Source organism: Streptomyces sp. NPDC058579 (assembly GCF_042718575.1).
Lineage (GTDB): Bacteria > Actinomycetota > Actinomycetes > Streptomycetales > Streptomycetaceae > Streptomyces.
Map to the genome: position 1 here is coordinate 342,373 of NZ_JBHXPI010000001.1, position 19,274 is coordinate 361,646.

At 72.1% G+C, this 19,274-nt stretch carries 19 protein-coding genes; 8 read left to right on the forward strand and 11 right to left on the reverse strand.

Features of this window, described 5'->3' with window-relative positions; genetic code table 11:
* Nucleotides 1–8 precede the first annotated feature (8 nt).
* Both ACFWRO_RS01615 and ACFWRO_RS01620 read right to left on the reverse strand, forming a co-directional pair.
* Complete coding sequence (locus ACFWRO_RS01615; RefSeq protein WP_384503273.1) at nucleotides 9–602, reverse strand: TetR/AcrR family transcriptional regulator; 594 nt, start codon at nucleotides 600–602, stop codon at nucleotides 9–11.
* On the reverse strand, nucleotides 599–2,248 hold the full coding sequence (locus ACFWRO_RS01620; RefSeq protein ID WP_384503275.1) for a 3-hydroxyacyl-CoA dehydrogenase: 1,650 nt from the start codon (nucleotides 2,246–2,248) through the stop codon (nucleotides 599–601). The genes ACFWRO_RS01615 and ACFWRO_RS01620 overlap by 4 nt, the downstream gene beginning before the upstream one ends.
* A 189-nt stretch (nucleotides 2,249–2,437) precedes the next feature.
* Between ACFWRO_RS01620 and paaN the strand changes: the two genes are divergently transcribed.
* Nucleotides 2,438–4,132 carry a phenylacetic acid degradation protein PaaN gene (paaN, locus tag ACFWRO_RS01625; protein WP_384503276.1) on the forward strand — a complete coding sequence of 565 codons (1,695 nt, stop codon included), beginning with the start codon at nucleotides 2,438–2,440 and terminating at the stop codon, nucleotides 4,130–4,132.
* A 54-nt stretch (nucleotides 4,133–4,186) separates the two neighbouring features.
* On the opposite strand, the gene ACFWRO_RS01630 is transcribed toward paaN, so the two are convergent.
* Genes ACFWRO_RS01630 through ACFWRO_RS01640 form a run of 3 tightly spaced genes read right to left on the reverse strand, consistent with a single transcriptional unit; the run spans nucleotide 4,187 to nucleotide 6,881 of the window.
* Nucleotides 4,187–4,849, reverse strand: a complete 663-nt coding sequence (locus ACFWRO_RS01630) for a TrmH family RNA methyltransferase (RefSeq protein ID WP_384503278.1) — start codon at nucleotides 4,847–4,849, stop codon at nucleotides 4,187–4,189.
* Nucleotides 4,846–6,099, reverse strand: a complete 1,254-nt coding sequence (locus ACFWRO_RS01635) for an HTTM domain-containing protein (protein WP_384503280.1) — start codon at nucleotides 6,097–6,099, stop codon at nucleotides 4,846–4,848. The genes ACFWRO_RS01630 and ACFWRO_RS01635 overlap by 4 nt, the downstream gene beginning before the upstream one ends.
* A complete protein-coding gene (locus ACFWRO_RS01640) occupies nucleotides 6,096–6,881 on the reverse strand; it encodes a DUF5819 family protein (RefSeq protein WP_384503282.1) in 786 nt (261 codons plus the stop codon). Before ACFWRO_RS01640 ends, ACFWRO_RS01635 begins: the two co-directional genes overlap by 4 nt.
* A gap of 78 nt (nucleotides 6,882–6,959) precedes the next feature.
* Here ACFWRO_RS01640 and paaA point away from each other — a divergent pair, with 78 nt between their 5' ends.
* From paaA to ACFWRO_RS01670, 6 genes are all read left to right on the forward strand, one after another.
* Nucleotides 6,960–8,003, forward strand: coding sequence for a 1,2-phenylacetyl-CoA epoxidase subunit PaaA (gene paaA / locus ACFWRO_RS01645; RefSeq protein WP_384503284.1), 1,044 nt, complete (start codon nucleotides 6,960–6,962; stop codon nucleotides 8,001–8,003).
* Nucleotides 8,000–8,287, forward strand: coding sequence for a 1,2-phenylacetyl-CoA epoxidase subunit PaaB (gene paaB, locus ACFWRO_RS01650; RefSeq protein ID WP_362005482.1), 288 nt, complete (start codon nucleotides 8,000–8,002; stop codon nucleotides 8,285–8,287). The genes paaA and paaB overlap by 4 nt, the downstream gene beginning before the upstream one ends.
* Nucleotides 8,284–9,024 (forward strand): 1,2-phenylacetyl-CoA epoxidase subunit PaaC, encoded by a 741-nt coding sequence (gene paaC / locus ACFWRO_RS01655; RefSeq protein WP_384503286.1) that lies wholly within the window; start codon nucleotides 8,284–8,286, stop codon nucleotides 9,022–9,024. The genes paaB and paaC overlap by 4 nt, the downstream gene beginning before the upstream one ends.
* A 95-nt stretch (nucleotides 9,025–9,119) precedes the next feature.
* Nucleotides 9,120–9,608, forward strand: coding sequence for a 1,2-phenylacetyl-CoA epoxidase subunit PaaD (paaD, locus tag ACFWRO_RS01660; protein WP_384503710.1), 489 nt, complete (start codon nucleotides 9,120–9,122; stop codon nucleotides 9,606–9,608).
* Complete coding sequence (locus ACFWRO_RS01665; RefSeq protein WP_384503287.1) at nucleotides 9,609–10,697, forward strand: 2Fe-2S iron-sulfur cluster-binding protein; 1,089 nt, start codon at nucleotides 9,609–9,611, stop codon at nucleotides 10,695–10,697.
* Nucleotides 10,698–10,780: 83 nt separating this feature from the next.
* A complete protein-coding gene (locus tag ACFWRO_RS01670; RefSeq protein WP_384503712.1) occupies nucleotides 10,781–11,914 on the forward strand; it encodes an acyl-CoA dehydrogenase family protein in 1,134 nt (377 codons plus the stop codon).
* 40 nt (nucleotides 11,915–11,954) lie between these two features.
* Here the strand turns inward: ACFWRO_RS01670 and ACFWRO_RS01675 are convergent, their stop codons facing one another.
* The 4 genes from ACFWRO_RS01675 to ACFWRO_RS01690 form a co-directional block, all read right to left on the reverse strand.
* Nucleotides 11,955–12,299, reverse strand: coding sequence for a rhodanese-like domain-containing protein (locus ACFWRO_RS01675; protein ID WP_384503288.1), 345 nt, complete (start codon nucleotides 12,297–12,299; stop codon nucleotides 11,955–11,957).
* A 54-nt stretch (nucleotides 12,300–12,353) separates the two neighbouring features.
* The gene (locus ACFWRO_RS01680; protein ID WP_384503714.1) at nucleotides 12,354–13,193 is read right to left on the reverse strand and encodes a hypothetical protein; all 840 of its coding nucleotides are present in this window, start codon (nucleotides 13,191–13,193) and stop codon (nucleotides 12,354–12,356) included.
* A gap of 316 nt (nucleotides 13,194–13,509) precedes the next feature.
* A complete protein-coding gene (locus ACFWRO_RS01685) occupies nucleotides 13,510–14,958 on the reverse strand; it encodes a DUF2252 domain-containing protein (RefSeq protein ID WP_384503289.1) in 1,449 nt (482 codons plus the stop codon).
* A gap of 168 nt (nucleotides 14,959–15,126) precedes the next feature.
* Nucleotides 15,127–16,098 (reverse strand): hypothetical protein, encoded by a 972-nt coding sequence (locus ACFWRO_RS01690; protein WP_384503715.1) that lies wholly within the window; start codon nucleotides 16,096–16,098, stop codon nucleotides 15,127–15,129.
* Nucleotides 16,099–16,326: 228 nt separating this feature from the next.
* On the opposite strand from ACFWRO_RS01690, the gene ACFWRO_RS01695 reads away from it, so the two are divergent.
* Nucleotides 16,327–16,773, forward strand: a complete 447-nt coding sequence (locus ACFWRO_RS01695; protein WP_384503291.1) for a MarR family winged helix-turn-helix transcriptional regulator — start codon at nucleotides 16,327–16,329, stop codon at nucleotides 16,771–16,773.
* Nucleotides 16,774–16,806: 33 nt separating this feature from the next.
* Here ACFWRO_RS01695 and ACFWRO_RS01700 read toward each other — a convergent pair whose 3' ends face one another.
* Both ACFWRO_RS01700 and ACFWRO_RS01705 read right to left on the reverse strand, forming a co-directional pair.
* The gene (locus tag ACFWRO_RS01700; RefSeq protein WP_384503293.1) at nucleotides 16,807–17,466 is read right to left on the reverse strand and encodes a response regulator; all 660 of its coding nucleotides are present in this window, start codon (nucleotides 17,464–17,466) and stop codon (nucleotides 16,807–16,809) included.
* Between the two features lie 40 nt (nucleotides 17,467–17,506).
* A complete protein-coding gene (locus ACFWRO_RS01705) occupies nucleotides 17,507–19,189 on the reverse strand; it encodes a sensor histidine kinase (protein WP_384503717.1) in 1,683 nt (560 codons plus the stop codon).
* Nucleotides 19,190–19,274: the final 85 nt, after the last annotated feature.

Sequence of the window (19,274 nt, forward strand, 5' to 3'; positions counted from 1 at the left end):
GACGGGCCTCAGCGGGCCGTCCGCAGCCCGTCGAAGGCCAGGTGCACGACGGTGTCGGCGAGCTGGTCCCGCTCGGCGTGGGCGCCCGGCAGCGGCCGGTACCACTCCACCAGCGAGTTGATCATGCCGAAGAGCAGCCGGGTGGCGAGCTTGATGTCCACATCGGCCCGCAGGTCCCCGTCGGCCACCGCCGCCTTCAGCAGGTCGGCCACCTTGTGGTCGAACTCCCTGCGCCGTTCCATCGCCCAGCGCTCGGTGTCGGTGTTGCCCCTGACCCGCAGCAGCAGCGTCACGTACGGCAGCTCGGCTATCAGCACCTCGACGGTGCGCCGGGTGACGTACTCGACCCGCTCGATCGCCCGTCCGCGCCCCGAGCCCGGCTCGGCGAGGATCCCGAAGAGCCCGTCGAGCGCACGGCTGACGGCCCTGCGCAGCAGCTCCTCCTTGCCCGCGACATGGTGGTAGATCGAGGACTTGGAGATCCCCGCGGCCTTGGAGAGGTGCTCCATGGACGTGCCGTCGTAGCCGCGCTCGTTGAAGACCTGTACGGCCACGGAGAGCAGCGTCTCGGGGGTGTAGGTGTCCCGCTTCGCGGTCGTCATGCCGTGGCCTCCTCGGCGGCCGTGTCGGCCGCGCGCTCGGCGGCCGCCTGTTCGTCCGCCGCGCGGTCCGCGGCCGCCTGCTCCGCGGCGACGCGGCGGCGCAGCGCCTGTGAGGGGGCGTAGCGGCCCGTCGGGTACTCCTCGTGGAGGTTGGAGAGCGTCTCCAGGACCCAGCCCGCGCCCAGCTCCTCGGCCCAGGCGAGGGGCCCGCGCGGGTAGTTCACGCCGAGCCGCATCGCGGTGTCGATGTCGTCTGGGTCCGCCACCGCGCGCGTGGCGGCGTCGTAGGCGAAGTCGGCGAGCATCGCGACCGTACGGGCGACGATCAGGCCGGGGACGTCACCGATGACGCTGACCTTCTTGCCGGCCGCCTGGAAGAGACCGATCGCCTCCTGGAGGGAGGCGTCGTCCACGGTCGCCGCGGGCGCGAGGACGATCCGCTCGCAGGTGGCGAAGTCCAGGGCCAGGTCGATGTGGATGACCGGCACCTCGGCGTCGTCGGCGGCGGTGCCGTCGGCGAGGAAGAGCCGGGTCCCGCTGGGCAGTTCGATCCAGCCCGGGTAGCCGGGCACGGCGTCGTCGGCGCGCTCGACCGTGATCCCGGACTCCTCGAAAAGACCCACCAGCGCCCGTGCCTGGTACAGGTCCCCCTGGACCGTGACCGAGGCCGGCGGGGCGGCGGGCGGCGCGGTGTGCGGCGCGGGGGCCGTCGCGCCGTCGCCGTACGGGAACCAGCCGTGCCCGGACTTGCGGCCGAGCCGCGCCGATTCGACCAGGCGCCGCTGGGCGAGCGAGGGCGTGAACTTGGGGTCCTGGAAGAAGGAGTCCCAGACGGACCGGGTGACGGCCTCGTTGACGTCCTGGCCGATGAGGTCGGTCAGCTCGAAGGGGCCCATCCGGAAGCCACCGCTCTCGCGCAGGGCCGCGTCGATGGTGGCGGGGTCGGCCGCGCCCTCCTCGTACACCCGCAGGGCCTCGGCGTAGAAGGGCCGGGCGATCCGGTTGACGATGAAGCCGGGGGTGTCGGCGCAGCGCACCGGGGTCTTGCCCCAGCTCTTGGCGGTCTCGTACGCGCGCGTGGCGGCCGCGGCGTCGGTGGCGAAGCCGCTGACGACCTCGACGAGCGGCAACAGCGGCGCCGGGTTGAAGAAGTGCAGTCCGACGAACCGGCCGGGCAGCCGCAGCCCTCCCGCGATCGCGGTGACGGAGAGGGAGGAGGTGTTGGTGGCGAGGAGGGTGTCGTCGCCGACGATCTTCTCCAGGTCGGCGAAGAGCCGCTGCTTGACCGGGAGGTGCTCGACGATCGCCTCGACGACGAGCGCCGCGTCGGCCAGCTCCGTCAGCTCGGCCGCGGCGTGCAGCCGGGCCACGGCGGCGTCGCGTCCGGCCTTGTCCAGGTGCCCCTTCTCGACCAGCCGGTCCAGGCGGGCGGCGAGCGCGGTCACGGCCTCCTCGGCCCGGCCGGGGGCGCTGTCGTAGAGCCGTACGGGATGCCCGGCGACCAGGGCGACCTGCGCGATGCCCTGGCCCATGGTCCCCGTGCCCACGACGGCGACGGTACGGCTCCGGTCGAGGGCTACGGCAGCGGAATCCGGGGCCGTGGCCGGGGCGGCGTCCGGCGCCGAGTCGCTCACATTGGCGGTCATACGGCTGATCCTCCCCGATGGGTTGTCCACAGCTTCGACAGACCCCCTTGTCCCGACCGATCGTTCGGTTACTCTAACTCTGTCCGTTCGTCCCTGCCCACCCGTCTTCCACGACCACCCGTCGCGGAGGGCACGCGCAGGCGTCACACGCGCCGAACCGATCTAGCTCGACGAGGAGTTGGTCCCGCAATGGCCGCCGCTCAGCTGACCACCGACGCTCTGGCCCAGAAGCACCGGTCCACACTCGACCAGGCACTGGACACCATCCGCACCCGTGCCTACTGGTCACCGCACCCCGAGCACCCCAAGGCCTACGGCGAGAACGGCTCGCTGGACGCCGCCGGCGGTCTCGAGGCGTACAAGGCCCTGCTGAACACCCGCTTCGAGCTGGACCAGCCCGGCACGGACGACTGGACCGGCGCCGAGACCTCGCCGTACGGCCCGGCGCTCGGCATCGAGTACCCGCACGCCGACATCGACGTCCTGCTGCCCGCGATGCGCGCCGGCATGGCCGCCTGGCGCGAGGCCGGCGCCGAGGTCCGCGCTCTGGTCTGTGTGGAGATCCTCGCCCGGATCTCCGCCCGCACCCACGAGTTCGCGCACGCCGTCATGCACACCAGCGGCCAGGCCTTCATGATGGCGTTCCAGGCCGGCGGCCCGCACGCCCAGGACCGCGGCCTGGAGGCCGTGGCCTACGCGTACGCGGAGCAGACCCGCACCCCCGGCGACGCCGACTGGTCCAAGCCGCAGGGCAAGCGGGACCCGCTGGAGCTGAGCAAGGCGTTCACGCCCGTCGCGCGCGGCATCGCGCTCGTCATCGGCTGCAACACCTTCCCCACCTGGAACGGCTACCCGGGCCTCTTCGCCTCGCTGGCCACCGGCAACCCGGTCCTGGTCAAGCCGCACCCGCGCGCCGTCCTCCCGCTGGCGCTGACCGTCCGCGTCGCCCGCGAGGTCCTCGCCGAGGCCGGTTTCGACCCGAACCTGGTCGCGCTGGCCGTCGAGCGGCCGGGCGAGGGCATCGCCAAGACCCTGGCGGTCCGCCCCGAGATCCGGATCATCGACTACACCGGCTCCACCGCCTTCGGCGACTGGCTGGAGGCCAACGCCCGCCAGGCGCAGGTCTACACGGAGAAGGCCGGCGTCAACACGGTCGTCGTCGACTCCACCGCCGACTACAAGGGGATGCTCTCCAACCTGGCGTTCTCCCTGTCCCTGTACAGCGGCCAGATGTGCACCACCCCGCAGAACCTGCTGATCCCCCGCGACGGCATCACCACCGACGCAGGACCCAAGTCGTACGACGAGGTCGTCGCCGACCTCTCGGCGGCCGTCGGCGGTCTCCTCGGCGACGACGCCCGGGCGAACGCCCTGCTCGGCGCCCTGGTCAACCCGGACGTCAAGGCGCGTCTGGAGGCCGCCGCGGGCCTCGGCGAGGTCGCGCTGGCCTCCCGCGAGGTGGCGAACCCGGACTTCCCCGACGCCGTCGTCCGTACGCCGGTCATCGTCAAGCTGGACGGCTCGAAGCCCGACCCGGAGGCGGCCTACTTCTCCGAGTGCTTCGGCCCGGTCTCCTTCGCCGTCTCCGTCGACTCGACGGCCGACGCGCTGGAGCTGCTGCGGCGCACGGTCCGCGAGAAGGGCGCGATGACGGTCGGGGCGTACACGACGTCGCCGGAGACCGAGCGCGCGATCGAGGAGGTCTGCCTGGAGGAGGCGGCGCAGCTCTCCCTGAACCTGACGGGCGGGGTGTACGTCAACCAGACGGCGGCGTTCTCCGACTTCCACGGCTCGGGCGGAAACCCGGCGGCGAACGCGGCCCTGTGCGACGGAGCGTTCGTCGCCAACCGCTTCCGCGTGGTGGAGGTCCGCCGCCAGGCGTGACCCACAGGGGCGGGCCGGGGAGCCACGGACCCCCGGCCGGCCTCCAACGGCTGGTCAGGCGCCCGGGGTGATCTCCGCGTACCGCTGCACCCACGCGTGCATCGCGATCGCCGCGGCGGCGCCCGCGTTGATCGACCGGGTCGAACCGAACTGGGCGATCGAGCAGACCATCTCCGCGTGGTTCCGGGCCTCCTCGGTGAGGCCCGGACCCTCCTGCCCGAAGAGCAGCACACAGCGCCGCGGCAGCACGGTCCGCTCCAGCGGGACCGCGCCCGGCAGATTGTCGATGCCGATGATCGGCACGCCCTCCGCCGCCGCCCACGCCGTCAGCGACTCGGTGTCCGGGTGGTGGCGGACGTGCTGGTAGCGGTCGGTGACCATCGCCCCGCGCCGGTTCCAGCGCCGCCGGCCGACGATGTGGATCTCCTTCGCCAGGAAGGCGTTGGCGGTCCGCACCACCGACCCGATGTTGAAGTCGTGGCCCCAGTTCTCGACCGCGACGTGGAAGTCGTGCCGCCGGGTGTCCAGGTCGGCGACGATCGCCTCCCGCGTCCAGTACCGGTACCGGTCGACGACATTGCGCCGGTCCCCGCCGGCCAGCAGCTCCGGGTCGTAGCGCTCGCCGTCCGGCCAGGGCTGCGGATGCGGCCCCACGCCGACCTCGGGGGCGTACCCGTCGTCGTACTGGATCGGCTCGGACTGTTCAGCGGTGCTCACCCCACGAGGGTACGGGGGGCGGCCTCCTCGCCCGGACGGCGCTGGTCGGGCACCGCGCCGCGCGGCCGGGACAACAGCCGGTCCCTGCCGCGCCCCGCCCGCGCGCCCAGCCAGACCAGGAACGCCGTCGGCAGGAACACCGCGTCCGCCGAGATCATCGCCAGCGAGAAGAGCGGGAGCCCGAGGAGCACGGCGATGCCCGCGTGCTCCAGCATCATCGCGACCAGCAGGACGTTCTTGACCTTGCGGTTGAACAGGGCGAAGGGGAACGCGACCTGGATCAGCACGGTGCCGTAGGTCAGCACCATCACCATCACGCCGCTGGCTCCGAGCAGATCGGACAGGAGGGGCCAGGGCGAGAAGTAGTCCAACTGGAGCGGGTAGTAGAGCGCGGTGCCGTCCTGCCAGCGCGAACCCTGGATCTTGTACCAGCCGGCCGTCGCGTAGATCAGACAGACCTCGGCCATGATCACGACGAGAGCCGCGTTGTGCGTGAGGTTGGCGAGGACGTCGAGCAGGGTGCGCGGCTCGCCCGGGGCGTAGCGGCACACCACCCACCACAGCGCCTGCCCGAGCCACAGCACCCACAGCAGCACCAGCAGCCAGGCCGAGCCGTTGGTGTCGGAGTAGTAGGTGGTGGCGAGCAGAAGGCCGCCGAGCACCGTCCACAGCAGCGGCCCGACGACATCGCGCCGGGGCGCCTTGCCCGCCTCCGCCTCACGGGCCTCGCGAGCGGCCCGGCGGGCATCGAGAGACCAGACCTGGCCACAGCGGGTCAGGACGAGGTAGATCGCGGTGAGGTGGACGACGTTGTCCCCGCCGTCGCCGACGAAGACGGAGCGATTCTGCAGGGACAGCACTCCGACCATGAAGACCACCGACATGGCGCGGGTGCGCCAGCCGAGCAGCATCAGAAGGGCGGAGAGGACGGCGAGCACGTAGACGGTCTCGAACCAGAGCGTGTTGTCCGACCACATGAGCACCGTGAACGCTTCGTTCATGGAGATCAGTCGGCGGCCCATGTCCCAGGCCCAGGGGCCGTCGGGGCCGTAGAGCTCATGGCGGTGGGGCAGTTCGCGCAGCAGGAAGAGCAGCCAGGTGAGCGAGATGCCGATGCGGACGATCGCGGTCTGGTACGGGCCGAGGGCCGAGGCCGTGACCCGCTGGATGCCCCGCGCGAGACGCCGGTCGAACGGCTCGCGGGTCGCGGTGGCCTTCACGGTGTCCGGAGGTGTGGATGATCGATTCACCGGCCCGCCTCCGTACGGTCGTCCCGTGCCCCGCCCGGCAGATCGGCGGCGGTCACCTTCCACCACGGGAACTCCCTGTGGGAGGGGTCCGTGTTCGTCTTCTCGGTGCTCCACGCCGGGGCGGGCACGACGCGCGTCACGGAGCGGAGCTGGATCCGCTCCACCGTGCCGCCGAGCTTCTCCCCGTCGAGCCGGAGCATGACGATCCGGCGGACGTACTCCTCGGAGAGCCGGCCGCGCAGACCGTTGGGCCGGTGGTCGTCGCCGTGGGTGTTCGTATAGAAGTCCCACGCCCGGCGCAGCTCGTTCTGCTCGGTGTGGCTGGGGACGAGGCTGCCCCGGATCGCCTCCGCGTCCTGCGCGGTCAGATCGATCCAGCCGGTGGTGCGCGGTGCGCCGTCGGCGCCCTCGACCTCGGCACGGACCTCGACCGACACGTTCTGCTGGAGCGGATTGGGGGCGAAGAGCTTCCAGTTCTGCTCGAACTCGGGGTATATCCACTCGTCGACCGCGTCACCGTGCTGCTTGGTCAGCGTGTTCGACGGCGCGACGTGCAGGAACACCATCGCGAGGTGGACAGCGGCGAAGACCGCGACACCGGCGAGCGCGACGGCCGCGACCACCTGGTACGGGAGCGAGAGCGAGGCGATTCCGACGCCCTGGCCGCGCCCCTCCGGCGACCCCGGTCCGGACGGTGGCTGCTCCTCTTGTACGCCCGCGTCCTCCGCGTCGACCCGCGCTTCCATCCCCGCCCCGATCCCGATCCGTCCACCCTCGGTCATCCACAGGGTTGACACCATACGGGCCGCCGACCGACCATTGAAGTCATTCAACCGAACGATCGGTCGGTAGGGGGTCCGATGACCGCAGGGACGGCAGCGACCGCAGTGACCGCGGACGCACAGAAGACACGGGCGGCCGCGCAGGGCGCGCCGGACACGGCCTCGGACACGGCCGCGTCAGAGGCAGCGGCGCAGGCGGCCTACGAGGCGGTGTTCGACGCCACCGTCGCCGCCGACGAGCGCATCGAGCCGCGCGACTGGATGCCGGACGCCTATCGGGCGTCCCTCGTCCGCCAGATGGCCCAGCACGCCCACTCCGAGATCATCGGCATGCAGCCGGAGGCCAACTGGATCACCCGCGCGCCCTCGCTGCGCCGCAAGGCGATCCTCATGGCCAAGGTCCAGGACGAGGCCGGCCACGGCCTGTACCTGTACAGCGCGGCGGAGACCCTCGGCACCAGCCGCGACGAGCTCCTCGACAAGCTCCACGCCGGCCGCCAGAAGTACTCCTCGATCTTCAACTACCCGACGCTGACCTGGGCCGACGTCGGCGCCATCGGCTGGCTCGTGGACGGCGCCGCGATCACCAACCAGGTCCCGCTCTGCCGCTGCTCGTACGGCCCGTACGCCCGCGCGATGGTCCGTGTCTGCAAGGAGGAGTCCTTCCACCAGCGGCAGGGGTACGAAGCCCTCCTCGCCCTCTCCCGGGGCACCGAGGCCCAGCACGCCATGGCGCAGGACGCGGTGGACCGCTGGTGGTGGCCCTCGCTGATGATGTTCGGCCCGCCGGACGACGCATCCGCGCACTCCGCCCAGTCCATGGCCTGGAAGATCAAGCGGCACTCCAACGACGAGCTGCGCCAGCGGTTCGTGGACATCGCCGTCCCCCAGGCCGAGGCCCTCGGACTCACCCTCCCGGACCCGGAACTGCGGTGGAACGAGGAGCGCGGGCACTACGACTTCGGCCCCATCGACTGGGCCGAGTTCCAGGACGTCCTCAAGGGCAACGGCCCCTGCAACGATCAGCGGCTCGACCGGCGCCGCCGGGCCCACGAGGACGGGGCCTGGGTCAGAGAAGCAGCGGCGGCATACGCCGGAAAGCACGGGGAGGCACGGGCATGACCACCGACGGATGGCCCCTGTGGGAGGTGTTCGTGCGCTCGCGCCGCGGACTGTCCCACACCCACGCCGGCAGCCTGCACGCGCCGGACGCCGAGATGGCGCTGCGCAACGCCCGCGACCTGTACACGCGCCGCAGCGAAGGCGTATCGATCTGGGTGGTGCCCTCCACCGCGATCACCGCCTCCTCGCCCGACGAGAAGGACCCCTTCTTCGAACCGTCGGCGGACAAGCCCTACCGCCACCCGACCTTCTACGAGATCCCCGAGGGGGTGAAGCACCTGTGAGCGAGACCACCGGCACCACCGACACCGCCGCGATCGCCGAGGCCGCCCTGGCCCTCGGCGACGACGCCCTGGTGCTCTCCCACCGACTGGGGGAGTGGGCGGGCGACGCACCCGTCCTGGAGGAAGAGGTCGCCCTCGCGAACATCGCGCTCGACCTGCTCGGCCAGGCACGCGTCCTGCTCTCCCTCGTCGGGGACGAGGACGAACTCGCCTACCTCCGCGAAGAACGCGCCTTCACCAACACCCAGCTCGTCGAGCAGCCCAACGGCGACTTCGCGCACACCATCGCCCGCCAGCTGTACTTCTCCACCTACCAGCGGCTCCTCTACGGCCGGTTGGCGGCCGGCGACGGCCCCCTGAGCGGGCTCGCCGCGAAGGCCGTCAAGGAAGTCGCGTACCACCAGGACCACGCCGAGCACTGGACCCTCCGCCTCGGCGACGGCACCCCCGAGAGCCACGACCGCATGCAGCGCGCCTGCGACGCCCTCTGGCGCTACACCGGCGAACTGTTCCAGCCCGTCCCCGGCCTCGACGTGGACCACGAGGCCCTGCGGGCCGCCTGGCTGGACTCCGTCACCGCCGTCCTCACCAAGGCCACGCTCACCGTCCCGACCGGCCCCGACACCGGCGGCTGGCGCGCGGGAGCCGGCCGCCAGGGCCTGCACACCGAGCCCTTCGGCCGGATGCTCGCCGAGATGCAGCACCTGCACCGCAGCCACCCGGGGGCGACATGGTGACCACCATGACCGGCCCGGAGGCGACGGCCACGGAGACGACCGGCGCGGAAGCGACCGGGTCGGAGGCGACGGGCCCGGTCACGACCGGCCCGGAGATGACCGACCTGGAGCGGGAGCTGAGCCGGATCGCCGGCTCCGTCCTCGACCCCGAACTGCCCGTCCTCACCCTCGGAGAGCTCGGCGTCCTGCGCGGCGTCCAGATCCTCGGCCCCGGCCGCGTCGAGGTCGAGCTGACCCCGACGTACACCGGCTGCCCCGCCATCGAGGCGATGTCCTCCGACATCGAGCACGCCCTGCACGAGCACGGCATCCCCGAAGTCTCCGTCGTCACCGTCCTCGCACCCGCCTGGTCCACCGACGACATCAGCGACGAAGGACGGCGCAAGCTCGCCGAGTTCGGCATCGCCCCGCCCCGCCCCCAGGGCCCGGCCGGCGGCCCCGTGCCGCTGACCCTGGCGATCCGCTGCCCGCACTGCGGCTCCACCGAGACCGAACTGCTCAGCCGCTTCTCCTCCACCGCGTGCAAGGCGCTGCGCCGCTGCACGGCCTGCCGCGAACCGTTCGACCACTTCAAGGAGTTGTAGATGGTGTCCTCAGGGGCCGGACGGGCCGCGTTCCACCCGCTCCGGGTGAGCGAGGTCGAGCAGCTCACGGACGACTCCGTGGCCGTCACCTTCGCCGTCCCGGCCGAGCTGCGCGACGCCTACCGCCACACCCCCGGCCAGCACCTCGCCCTACGCCGCACCGCGCGCGACGGCGAGGAGATCCGCCGTACGTACTCGATCTGCGCGCCCGCGGCCCCCACCGGGCAGGACCCCGTCCTGCGCGTCGGCATCCGGCTCGTCGACGGCGGAGAATTCTCCACCTACGCCCTGAAGGAACTGGCCGTCGGTGACACCGTCGACGTCATGGAGCCCATGGGCCGCTTCACCCTCGCGCCCCGCCCCGGCCACTTCGTGGCCGTCGTCGGCGGCAGCGGCATCACCCCGGTCCTGTCGATGGCGGCCACGCTCCTCGCCCAGCAGCCGGACGCCCGGTTCTGCCTCGTCCGGAGCGACCGCACCGCCTCCTCCACGATGTTCCTCGACGAGGTCGCCGACCTCAAGGACCGCTTCCCCGACCGCTTCCAGCTAGTCACCGTCCTCTCCCGCGAGGAACAGCAGGCGGGCCTCCCGTCCGGGCGCCTCGACCAGGAGCGGCTGAGCGGCCTGCTCCCCGCGCTGCTGCCCGTCGACGAGATCGACGGCTGGTTCCTGTGCGGCCCCTTCGGCCTCGTCACGGCCACCGAAGGCGCCCTGCGCGGACTCGGCGTCGAACGCTCCCGGATCCACCAGGAGATCTTCCACGTCGACGACGGTTCGGCCCCCGCCCCGGCCCCCACCAGCGCAGCGCCCGTCCACGCCACGCTGACGGCCACCCTGCACGGCCGGTCCGGCAACTGGCCCGTCCAGGAAGGCGAGACGCTCCTCGAAACGGTGCTCCGCGCCCGCGCCGACGCCCCGTACGCCTGCAAGGGCGGCGTGTGCGGCACCTGCCGCGCCTTCCTCGTCGAAGGCGAGGTCCGTATGGACCGCAACTTCGCGCTGGAACCGGAAGAGACCGAAGCCGGATACGTCCTGGCCTGCCAGTCCCACCCGGCCACCGCCGAAGTGGAGCTGGACTTCGACCGCTGACCGACCCCGCGCGCCCATTCCCTTCCCCTAGAACCTGTTCTATCTTGACGATCCGTCAGAGCAGGCAACGGGAGGGCATGGCCGTGGACTTCACCTTCACCGAGGAACAGCAGGCGGCCGTCGAGGCGGCCAAAGCGGTCTTCTCCGGCGTCAGCCCCGACGCCGTACCGAGCCCCGCGCTCACCCCAGGAGCCGTAGCCGACGACTTCGACCGGCCGCTCTGGTCCCGCCTCGCCGCAGCCGACCTGCTCAGCCTCACCCTCGCCCCCGAACACGACGGCGCGGGCCTCGACACCATCGCCCTCTGCCTCGTCCTGCGCGAATCGGCCCGCGTCCTCGCCCGCGTCCCCCTCCTGGAGACCAGCGCGGTCGCCATGACCGTCGAACGCTACGCAGACCCGCGCACCGCCGCCGCACTCCTCCCCCGCGTCGGCCGCGGCGAACTCGTCCTCACCGCCGCCTCCAACGGGCACACCGGCCACGACCCCGCCGAACTCGCCGTCACCGCCCGCCGCGACGGCACCGACTGGATCCTCGACGGCCTCCAGAGCGCCGTCCCCTGGGCCCACGGCGCCGACCGCATCGCCGTCCCCGCCCACACCACCGAAGGACAGACCGTCCTCGCCCTGGTCCCCCGCACCCAGCCCGGCCTCACCCTGGCCGCACAGTTCTCGACCAGCGGCGAACTCCTCGCCGAACTACACCTGGACTCCGTACGCCTCGACAGCGCCGACGTCATCGACACCGCCGGCGCCTGGGACTGGCTCCGCGGCGTCCTCGCCACCGGCACCTGCGCCCTCGCCCTCGGTCTCGGCGAGAACGTCCTCACGATGACGAGCCAATACACCGGCAAGCGCGAACAGTTCGGCCACCCCGTGGCCACCTTCCAGGCCGTGGCCGTCCAGGCCGCCGACCGCTACATCGACCTGCGCGCCATGGAAGTCACGCTCTGGCAGGCCGCCTGGCGCATCAGCAGCGGAGCGGGCGGCCCGCTGCCGGCCGCCGCGGACATCGCCGTCGCCAAGATCTGGGCCTCGGAAGGCGTACGCCGCGTGGTGCAGACCGCCCAGCACCTCCACGGCGGCTTCGGCGCCGACACCGACTACCCGCTGCACCGCTACCACGCCTGGGCCAAACAGCTCGAACTCGCCCTAGGCCCGGCCGCCGCACACGAAGAGGCCCTGGGCGACCTCCTGGCCGCCCACCCTCTCGGCTGACCGAACCAGGACGCCCACCCCGGGCCGGGAAGAACAGAGATCAGGCCACGAAGCCCAGGGCGCCGTCCTTCGCCACGACCGGCCGACCGGCCTCGTCCCAGGCGATCATGCCGCCGTCGACGTTGACCGCGTCGATCCCCTGCTGCACCAGGTACTGCGTGACCTGCGCCGACCGGCCACCCACCCGGCACATCACATAGGCCCGACGCCCGTCCGCCACGGCCTCGGTCACCTCGCCGAAGCGAGCCACGAAGTCGCTCATCGGCACATGCAGGGCACCCTCGGCATGACCGGCCACCCACTCGTCGTCCTCACGGACGTCCAGCACCAGGGCGTCGGCCGGCACGGAAGCCACGTCCACCGAGGGGAGCGGGGCGAAATTCATGGGACAGGCCTTCTCTCGTACGAACGGCTCGAAGGGATCGAGCCCGGTGGAAACCTACTGCACCTGCCGCACCAACGCGGCAAGCTCGCCCTCCCGCGCGGAGACCTGCGCCAACAGCTGGTCGGCGATCTCCTCGAGGAGCTGATCGGGGTCGTCGGGCGCCATCCGCAGCATCGCGCCGATCGCGCTGTCCTCCAGCTCCCGGGCGACCAGGGTCAGCAGCTCCTTGCGGTGCGACAGCCACTCGAGGCGCGCGTACAGCTCCTCGCTCTCGCTGAGCTGCTCCGGCTCGGGCACCGGACCGGCCGCCCACTCGGCGGACAGCTCGCGCAGCAGCGCGACGTCACCGCGCGCGTAGGCCGCGTTGACCCGGGTGATGAACTCCTCACGCCGCCGGCGCTCGTCCTCCTCACGCGCCAGGTCCGGGTGGGCCTGCCGGGCCAGCTCGCGATACAGCTTCCGGGCCTCCTCACCGGGCCGGACCCGCTTGGGCGGCTGCACGGGCTGCTCGGTCAGCATCGCGGCGGCCTCGGGGGAGAGCCCCTCGGAGTCGATCCAGTCGTGGAAGAGCTCCTCGACACCGGGCATCGGCATGACGACGGCCCGCGCCTCCTGCGCCCGCCGCAGATCCTCGGGATCCCCGGTCTGCGCCGCGCGCGCCTCGGCGATCTGCGCGTCCAGCTCGTCGAGCCGCGTGTACATCGGCCCAAGCTTCTGGTGGTGCAGCCGGGAAAAATTGTCGACCTCGACGCGGAAGGTCTCCACCGCGATCTCGAACTCGATCAACGCCTGCTCAGCCACCCGAACAGCCTTCGCCAACCGAGCCTCAGGCCGCTCGTCCCCAGCCCCTCCACCAGCACCGGACCCCAAGCCTTCACCCGCACCGGCACCCAAGCCCTCGCCCGCACCGGCATCCGAGCCCGAGCCCTCGCCCACACCGGCGCCCAGGTCCGCGCCTTCGCCCACACCGGCACCAGCACCCGGGTCCGAGCCTTCACCCGTACCGGCGCCCGCGCCCAGGTCCGAGCCCTCGCCCGTACCCGCGCCTGCGGCCGGATCCACGTTCTGGTCCACGCCCACGTCCTCGCTCCGGTCCGTCACCCCACCAGCCTACGATCCCCGGGGGCCCCTCCCCCCTCCCTCCCCCCGCCCCCGTCCCCCTGGTCCTCCGTGGCCCGTGGCAGCCCGGGTTTCGGGCAGGTCTGGGCCGTCACACTCCGAGTTCGGCCGCTATCCGGCCGTCGCGTACCGCCGTCACCAGGTCGGTGTGGTCCGCCGTGGTGCGGTCGGCGTAGGCGACGGCGAAGGACGCGACGGACTCGTCGAGCTCCTCGCTCTTGCCGCAGTAGCCGGCTATCAGGCGCGGGTCGGCGCTGTGGGCGTGGGCGCGGGCCAGGAGCGCGCCGGTCATGCGGCCGTAGTCGTCGACCTGGTCGGGGGTGAGCGCGGCCGGGTCGACGCTGCCCTTGCGGTTGCGGAACTGGCGCACCTGGAACGGTCGCCCCTGCACCGTGGTCCAGCCGAGCAGGATGTCGCTGACCACCTGCATCCGCTTCTGTCCGAGCACCACGCGCCGGCCTTCGTGCCCCGCGTCCGGGACGGTGAAGCCGACGGCCGGAAGGTGCGGGAGCAGCGCGGACGGCCGGGCCTCCTTCACCTGGAGGACGAGCGGCTCGCCCCGGTGGTCGAGCAGCAGCACCACGTAGGAGCGGGTGCCGACGCTGCCGGTGCCGACGACGCGGAAGGCGACGTCGTGGACGGCGTACCGGGCGAGCAGGGGGAGCCGGTCCTCGGAGACGGTGTCCAGGTAGGAGCCGAGCGCGGCGGCGACGGCAGCCGCCTCCTCGTCCGGGACCCGGCGCAGTACGGGCAGGGCCTCGACGAACCGGCGGCCTCCGCCGTCGGCGTCGGTCACGGACTCGGTCGACTTGGCGGCGAAGCGTGCGCTGGTGTTGTTGCGGGCCTTGGCCGAGACGCGTTCGAGGGTGCCGACCAGGTCGCGGGCGTCGGTGTGGGAGACGAGTTCCTCGTCGGCGATGGCATTCCAGGCGTCGAGGGCGGGGAGCTTGGCCAGCAGGCGCATCGTCCGCCGGTAGGCGCCGACGGTGTCGAACGCGGCGGCGCGGCAGGTGTCCTCGCTCGCGCCCACTTCCCGTCCGGCGAGCACCAGGGAGGTGGCCAGTCGCTTGAGGTCCCATTCCCAGGGGCCGACGACGGTCTCGTCGAAGTCGTTGAGGTCGATGACGAGGCGGCCGCGGGCGTCGCCGTAGAGGCCGAAGTTGGCCGCGTGCGCGTCGCCGCAGATCTGGGCGGCGACTCCGGTGACGGGGGAGCCGGCCAGGTCGTGGGCCATGAGTCCGGCGGAGCCGCGCAGGAACGCGAACGGGCTGGCGGCCATGCGGCCGACGCGTATGGGTGCCAGTTCCGGCACGCGGTCGCGGCTGGAGTCCTCGACGGCGCGGACGGCGTCGGGCCGGTCGGCGGAGAGGACGAACGTGTCGTGGCTGGTGCGGGGGACGCGTGTGCGCAGGGCCTTGCCCTGTTCCTTCGGGGAGTCGGTGACTCCCGCGGCGGCTCGCAGGGCGAACCCGGGCACGTGCGGAACGCGCCCGCCGTCCGTGTCTCGCTGTCCCGGTACCGCTGCCCGGATCTCGCCCATGGGACGTCCTCCCCCGACTTTCGTGCTGTCCTTGCTGTTCAACATCAACGGGATGACGGTACCGCCGGGTTCGACGAACCGTCTTCCCCTGTGGACAACGGCCTGTGGACAACCGATCACCTGGACGTCTTCGGGTCCGTAGACCGTACTCAGACGCCGACGGCCTGCTCAGACCCCGACGGCCTCCTCCATCTCCTCCTCCGCCACGGCGGGTGACGTAGGCGCGGCGGCCGCGACCGGGCGGCGGTGCGCCTCCGCCAGGCCCGCGCACACCAGGACGGCGACTCCGGCGAGGAGCCAGAGCGCGAGGGTCAGGAGGTGTCCGCCCAGGGCGTGGCCGTCGAAGTAGACGTGGCTGCGGACTCCCTCGACGAAGCCGGCGCCGTTCCAGAAGGCGTGCAGGGCGCCGAAGAATCCGGGCTGCAGCTCGGGGCGGTAGATCCCTCCGGAGCTGGTGAAGTTGAGCATGACGAACAGGACCATCACGCCGAGGGTGGTCCAGCGGCGCAGGAAGGTGTGGAGTCCGACGCCGATCAGCAGGATGCCGGCCGAGTACAGCCAGGCCATCGCCCAGACTCCGCCGAGGCCGCGGTCGACGAGGTGGAACATCGGTCCGGCGAAGACCGTGCCGACGAGGCTGACAATGAGGGACATTCCGGCGGCGAGCAGGGCGCGGACGCGCAGGGGCAGTACGGCTCCGGCGCCGCCGATGACGGCGACGGAGGCGTACGAGCCGATGCTGAGCGCGACCAGGAGGAAGAAGACGCCCTGTCCGGTGGGGTCGCCGTCGGAGACGGGGGCGACGTCGGTGACCTTCAGGGGCGCGTCCTGCCCGGCGGCGACGTTGGTGAAGACCTTCTCGACGGCCATGGCGCTGGTGTCGGAGGCGGCGGAGGCGACGAGCAGTTCGGGGCGGGGGCCGGGGAGGTAGGCGCCGAAGGAGGTCTGCTCGCGCAGTGCGGTGACGGCGGTCTCCCGGTCGGGGACGGTACGGACGTCGAGGGCGCCGTCGCCCTTGTCGTGGAGGGTCTGGGCGAGGACCTGGGCGCTGGGCCCTGATCCGACGACGTCGACGCGCAGGTCGTGGGGGTGCGGGGCGTGGAAGGCGCCGAGGTAGGCGAGGCCCATGCCGACGCACATCAGCAGCGGGGTGAGCAGATGTCCGAGCACATGGCGCAGCGCACCCGTCGACGCCGGTCCCGAGGACGCGGGCACGGCCCCAGACGCGGGTGGGAGTCCTGCGGACACCGAGCACCTCCATGGTTGGCTTTTACAACTGAATACACATGCACCATACACCTAAATGACGGTTGTACTCTACAACTGAACCCGACGTGCAGAAGCTGTGAACGATCCCCGGAGCGCACCATGACCGACGGCGACGACCCGCGCGAGGCCTCCGTCGACACCATCCAGCGTGAGCTGACGGCCTTCGCCCGCCGCGCCCGCGCCACGGCCGCCCGGCTCCACCCGGATCTGCCGCTCGTCTCGTACACCCTGCTCGCCCACATCGACGACCAGCAGGGCTGCCGAGCCACCGACCTCGCCGCCCACTACCTTCTGGACAAGTCGACGGTCAGCCGCCAGATCGGCGCCCTGGAGAAGCTCGGCCTGGTCGAGCGCCGGCCGGACCCTGACGACCACCGGGTCCAGGTCCTGCATCCCACCGAGGCGGGCAGCCGCGTCCTGGCCGCCACCCAGGCGAGCCGGCTCGCCGCCTACCAGGAGCGCCTGAAGGACTGGTCGGCCGACGACCTCGCCCGCTTCGCCACCTACCTGCTCCGCTACAACGCAGCCGGCACCGCAGGCGCCTAAAGCCCGGAGTCAGAGCCCGGCCCCTGAAGCCCCCTAAAGCCCGGCGTCGCGCGCCAGCAGTGCCGCCTGTACGCGGTTGTCGCAGCCCAGCTTCGCCAGGATCCGGCTGACGTACGTCTTCACGGTGGCCTCGCTCATGTGCAGGCGCCGCCCCGCGTCCGCGTTGGACAGCCCCTCGCCGAGGAGCGCGAGGACCTCGCGCTCCTTCTCGCTCAGCGCCGCCACCCGCCCCCTTGCCTGCTCCGCGCGCGCCACCTCACGGCCCGAGGCCAGCTGCTCCACCACGTGCCGGGTGGCGGCGGGCGAGAGATACGCGTCCCCCGCCGCCGCGGCCCGCACCGCGCGGATCAGCTCGGCCGGTGCCGTGTCCTTGAGCAGGAACCCGGCGCCCCCGTGCTCCAGGGCCCGCAGCACGTTCTCCCGCTCGCCGAAGGTCGTCAGCACGATCACCCGCGTCGAGGGCGCGACCCGGCGCAGCTCCGGCAGCGCGGACAGTCCGTCGAGGACCGGCATCTGGATGTCGAGCAGCACCACGTCGGCGGCGTGCGCGCGCACGTGCTCGATGGCCTCCCGGCCGTTCGCCGCCTCCGCGACCACCTCGATGTCCTCGTCCGAGGTGAGGATCATCCTGATCCCGGCCCTGATCAGCGGCTCGTCGTCGGCGACCACGACCCTGATGCGCTGCCCTGCCACAGCTACTCCCCAACGGCTACCGGTTCGGGCGGGGTCAGCGCTAGCGCTTGACCTCGTACGACTTCTTCTCGATCAGCTTGCCGTCCTTGAAGCAGAACCGGAAAACCGGCTCGGTCTCCACCTCTTTCCCCACCTCGGACGACATGAGCACCAGGCACTTCGATCCCTCGGGCTCCTCGGGCCCCTTGCCGTGCAGTCCGGTGGTCGTGATGGTGTCGCCGGACGGCAGCTGGTCGCGAACCTCCTTCTCTGCCGCCCCGACCTTTATCGCGTCGTACTCGACCGGGTCGATCATGCCCTTCTCCAGCGATCCGACCAGGAAGTAGAGGCCGAAGCCGCCCGCGACGAGCAGCAGCACCAGGGCCGCGAACGCGATGCCGCATCCCAGCGCGATCCCGCTGCCCGTGCTCCTGTTCCTGCCCCCGTGCACCGCCATCGCCAGCTCCCGTTCCGTGAAGGTCCAGTCGGCCTGTCCGACCTGGACCGCACCACGGTGACCCACACGGAGATACGGCGACTGCTGCCGGAAGTCGTCGGCCGCATCGACCAAAGGCGCTGCCTCCACCACCCCGTAGGGCAGCATCCCTGCGACCCGGAACCCCCCGCCGTCCGCCGGCCCCGCGTGGACGATGCCGCCGACGAGCCGGGCACGCTCGTGCAGCCCGGTCAGCCCCTGGCCGCCGCTGACCACGTCCTCCGGGGCCTTCTCGGCCGACTCGTTGACGATCTCCACGACCAGGGAGTCCGGCTCGTACCGCAGTTCCACGTCGATGAGCGCGCCCGGCGCGTGCTTGTAGGCGTTGGTCAGCGCCTCCTGCACGATCCGGTACGCGGCGTGGTCGGCGGCCGGCGGCAGCGGCCGGTGGTCCCCGGTCCACCGCAGCTCCACCCGGTTCCCCGTGGCCCGGGCCGCCTCGACGAGCCCCTCGATACCGGCGGTCCCCCGCGCCGCCCGTCCCGAGGTGTCGCCCGCCCCCGCGGGCAGGACCGCGGTCTCCGCGCCCGCGTGGACGCCGTCGCGCAGGATGCCGACGACCTCACGCAGCTCGTGCATCGCGGTCACCGACGCGTTGCGCAGCACCCCCACGGCCTCCCGCTGGCGGTCGGTCAGCTCCCGGTCGACCTCCAGGGCGCCGGTGTGGACCGCGATCAGCGCGAGCTGGTGCCCGAGGCTGTCGTGCATGTCCTGGGCGATCCGCTGCCGTTCGAGGAGCCGTGCCTGCCCGACCACCATCGCGCGCTCGCGCAGCAGCTGGGCGTTGCCCTCCTGCAGGGCGTGCAGCAGGGTCCTGCGCTGCGTCCAGTACCGGTTGGCGAGGCCGGGCGCCAGGGTCGTCGCGAGGAAGTAGAGCGTCGACATGAAGACGACGGTCAGCGTCCGGTGCAGGTCCCAGATGTCGATCAGGCTCGTCGAGATGTTCAGCACGTACGCGACGGTGTAAGCGATCAGTGCCCGCCCGGCCCCGGCGATGTACCGGCCCGAGGACCAGCCGACGAGGATCAGCAGGACGAGGTAGCCGGGCACGAGGGGTGCGCTCGCCGCCGTGACGATGAGCACAGTCCCTGGCAGCCGCCGGCGCAGCAGTGACAGCGCGGCGGCCCCCAGGCCCACCCACGCGAGCCGCCACCCCTCGCCGCCCAGCAGTTCCTCGGTCCCGGCGGCGAGCAGCCCCATCACGACGGCGAGCACCACCTCGCCGGCGGTCCTGCGCCTCGACCACATCCCGGGCGCCGCGAACCAGTCCCACGCGGCGCCGGCCCCTGCCCTGGTCTTCGCCCTGATCTTCGAAGTCGCGTCCACGCTCGCA

Bases quoted from the DNA above. Each gene is read 5' to 3' on its own strand.
- paaA (WP_384503284.1), top strand. From the start codon at position 6,960: ATGACCGCAGGGACGGCAGCGACCGCAGTGACCGCGGACGCACAGAAG.
- ACFWRO_RS01685 (WP_384503289.1), bottom strand. From the start codon at position 14,958: ATGGGCGAGATCCGGGCAGCGGTACCGGGACAGCGAGACACGGACGGC.
- ACFWRO_RS01690 (WP_384503715.1), bottom strand. From the start codon at position 16,098: ATGTGCGTCGGCATGGGCCTCGCCTACCTCGGCGCCTTCCACGCCCCG.
- paaD (WP_384503710.1), top strand. From the start codon at position 9,120: ATGACCGACCTGGAGCGGGAGCTGAGCCGGATCGCCGGCTCCGTCCTC.
- ACFWRO_RS01640 (WP_384503282.1), bottom strand. From the start codon at position 6,881: ATGACCGAGGGTGGACGGATCGGGATCGGGGCGGGGATGGAAGCGCGG.
- ACFWRO_RS01695 (WP_384503291.1), top strand. From the start codon at position 16,327: ATGACCGACGGCGACGACCCGCGCGAGGCCTCCGTCGACACCATCCAG.
- ACFWRO_RS01665 (WP_384503287.1), top strand. From the start codon at position 9,609: ATGGTGTCCTCAGGGGCCGGACGGGCCGCGTTCCACCCGCTCCGGGTG.
- paaN (WP_384503276.1), top strand. From the start codon at position 2,438: ATGGCCGCCGCTCAGCTGACCACCGACGCTCTGGCCCAGAAGCACCGG.
- ACFWRO_RS01620 (WP_384503275.1), bottom strand. From the start codon at position 2,248: ATGACCGCCAATGTGAGCGACTCGGCGCCGGACGCCGCCCCGGCCACG.
- paaB (WP_362005482.1), top strand. From the start codon at position 8,000: ATGACCACCGACGGATGGCCCCTGTGGGAGGTGTTCGTGCGCTCGCGC.
- ACFWRO_RS01615 (WP_384503273.1), bottom strand. From the start codon at position 602: ATGACGACCGCGAAGCGGGACACCTACACCCCCGAGACGCTGCTCTCC.
- ACFWRO_RS01675 (WP_384503288.1), bottom strand. From the start codon at position 12,299: ATGAATTTCGCCCCGCTCCCCTCGGTGGACGTGGCTTCCGTGCCGGCC.
- ACFWRO_RS01705 (WP_384503717.1), bottom strand. From the start codon at position 19,189: ATGTGGTCGAGGCGCAGGACCGCCGGCGAGGTGGTGCTCGCCGTCGTG.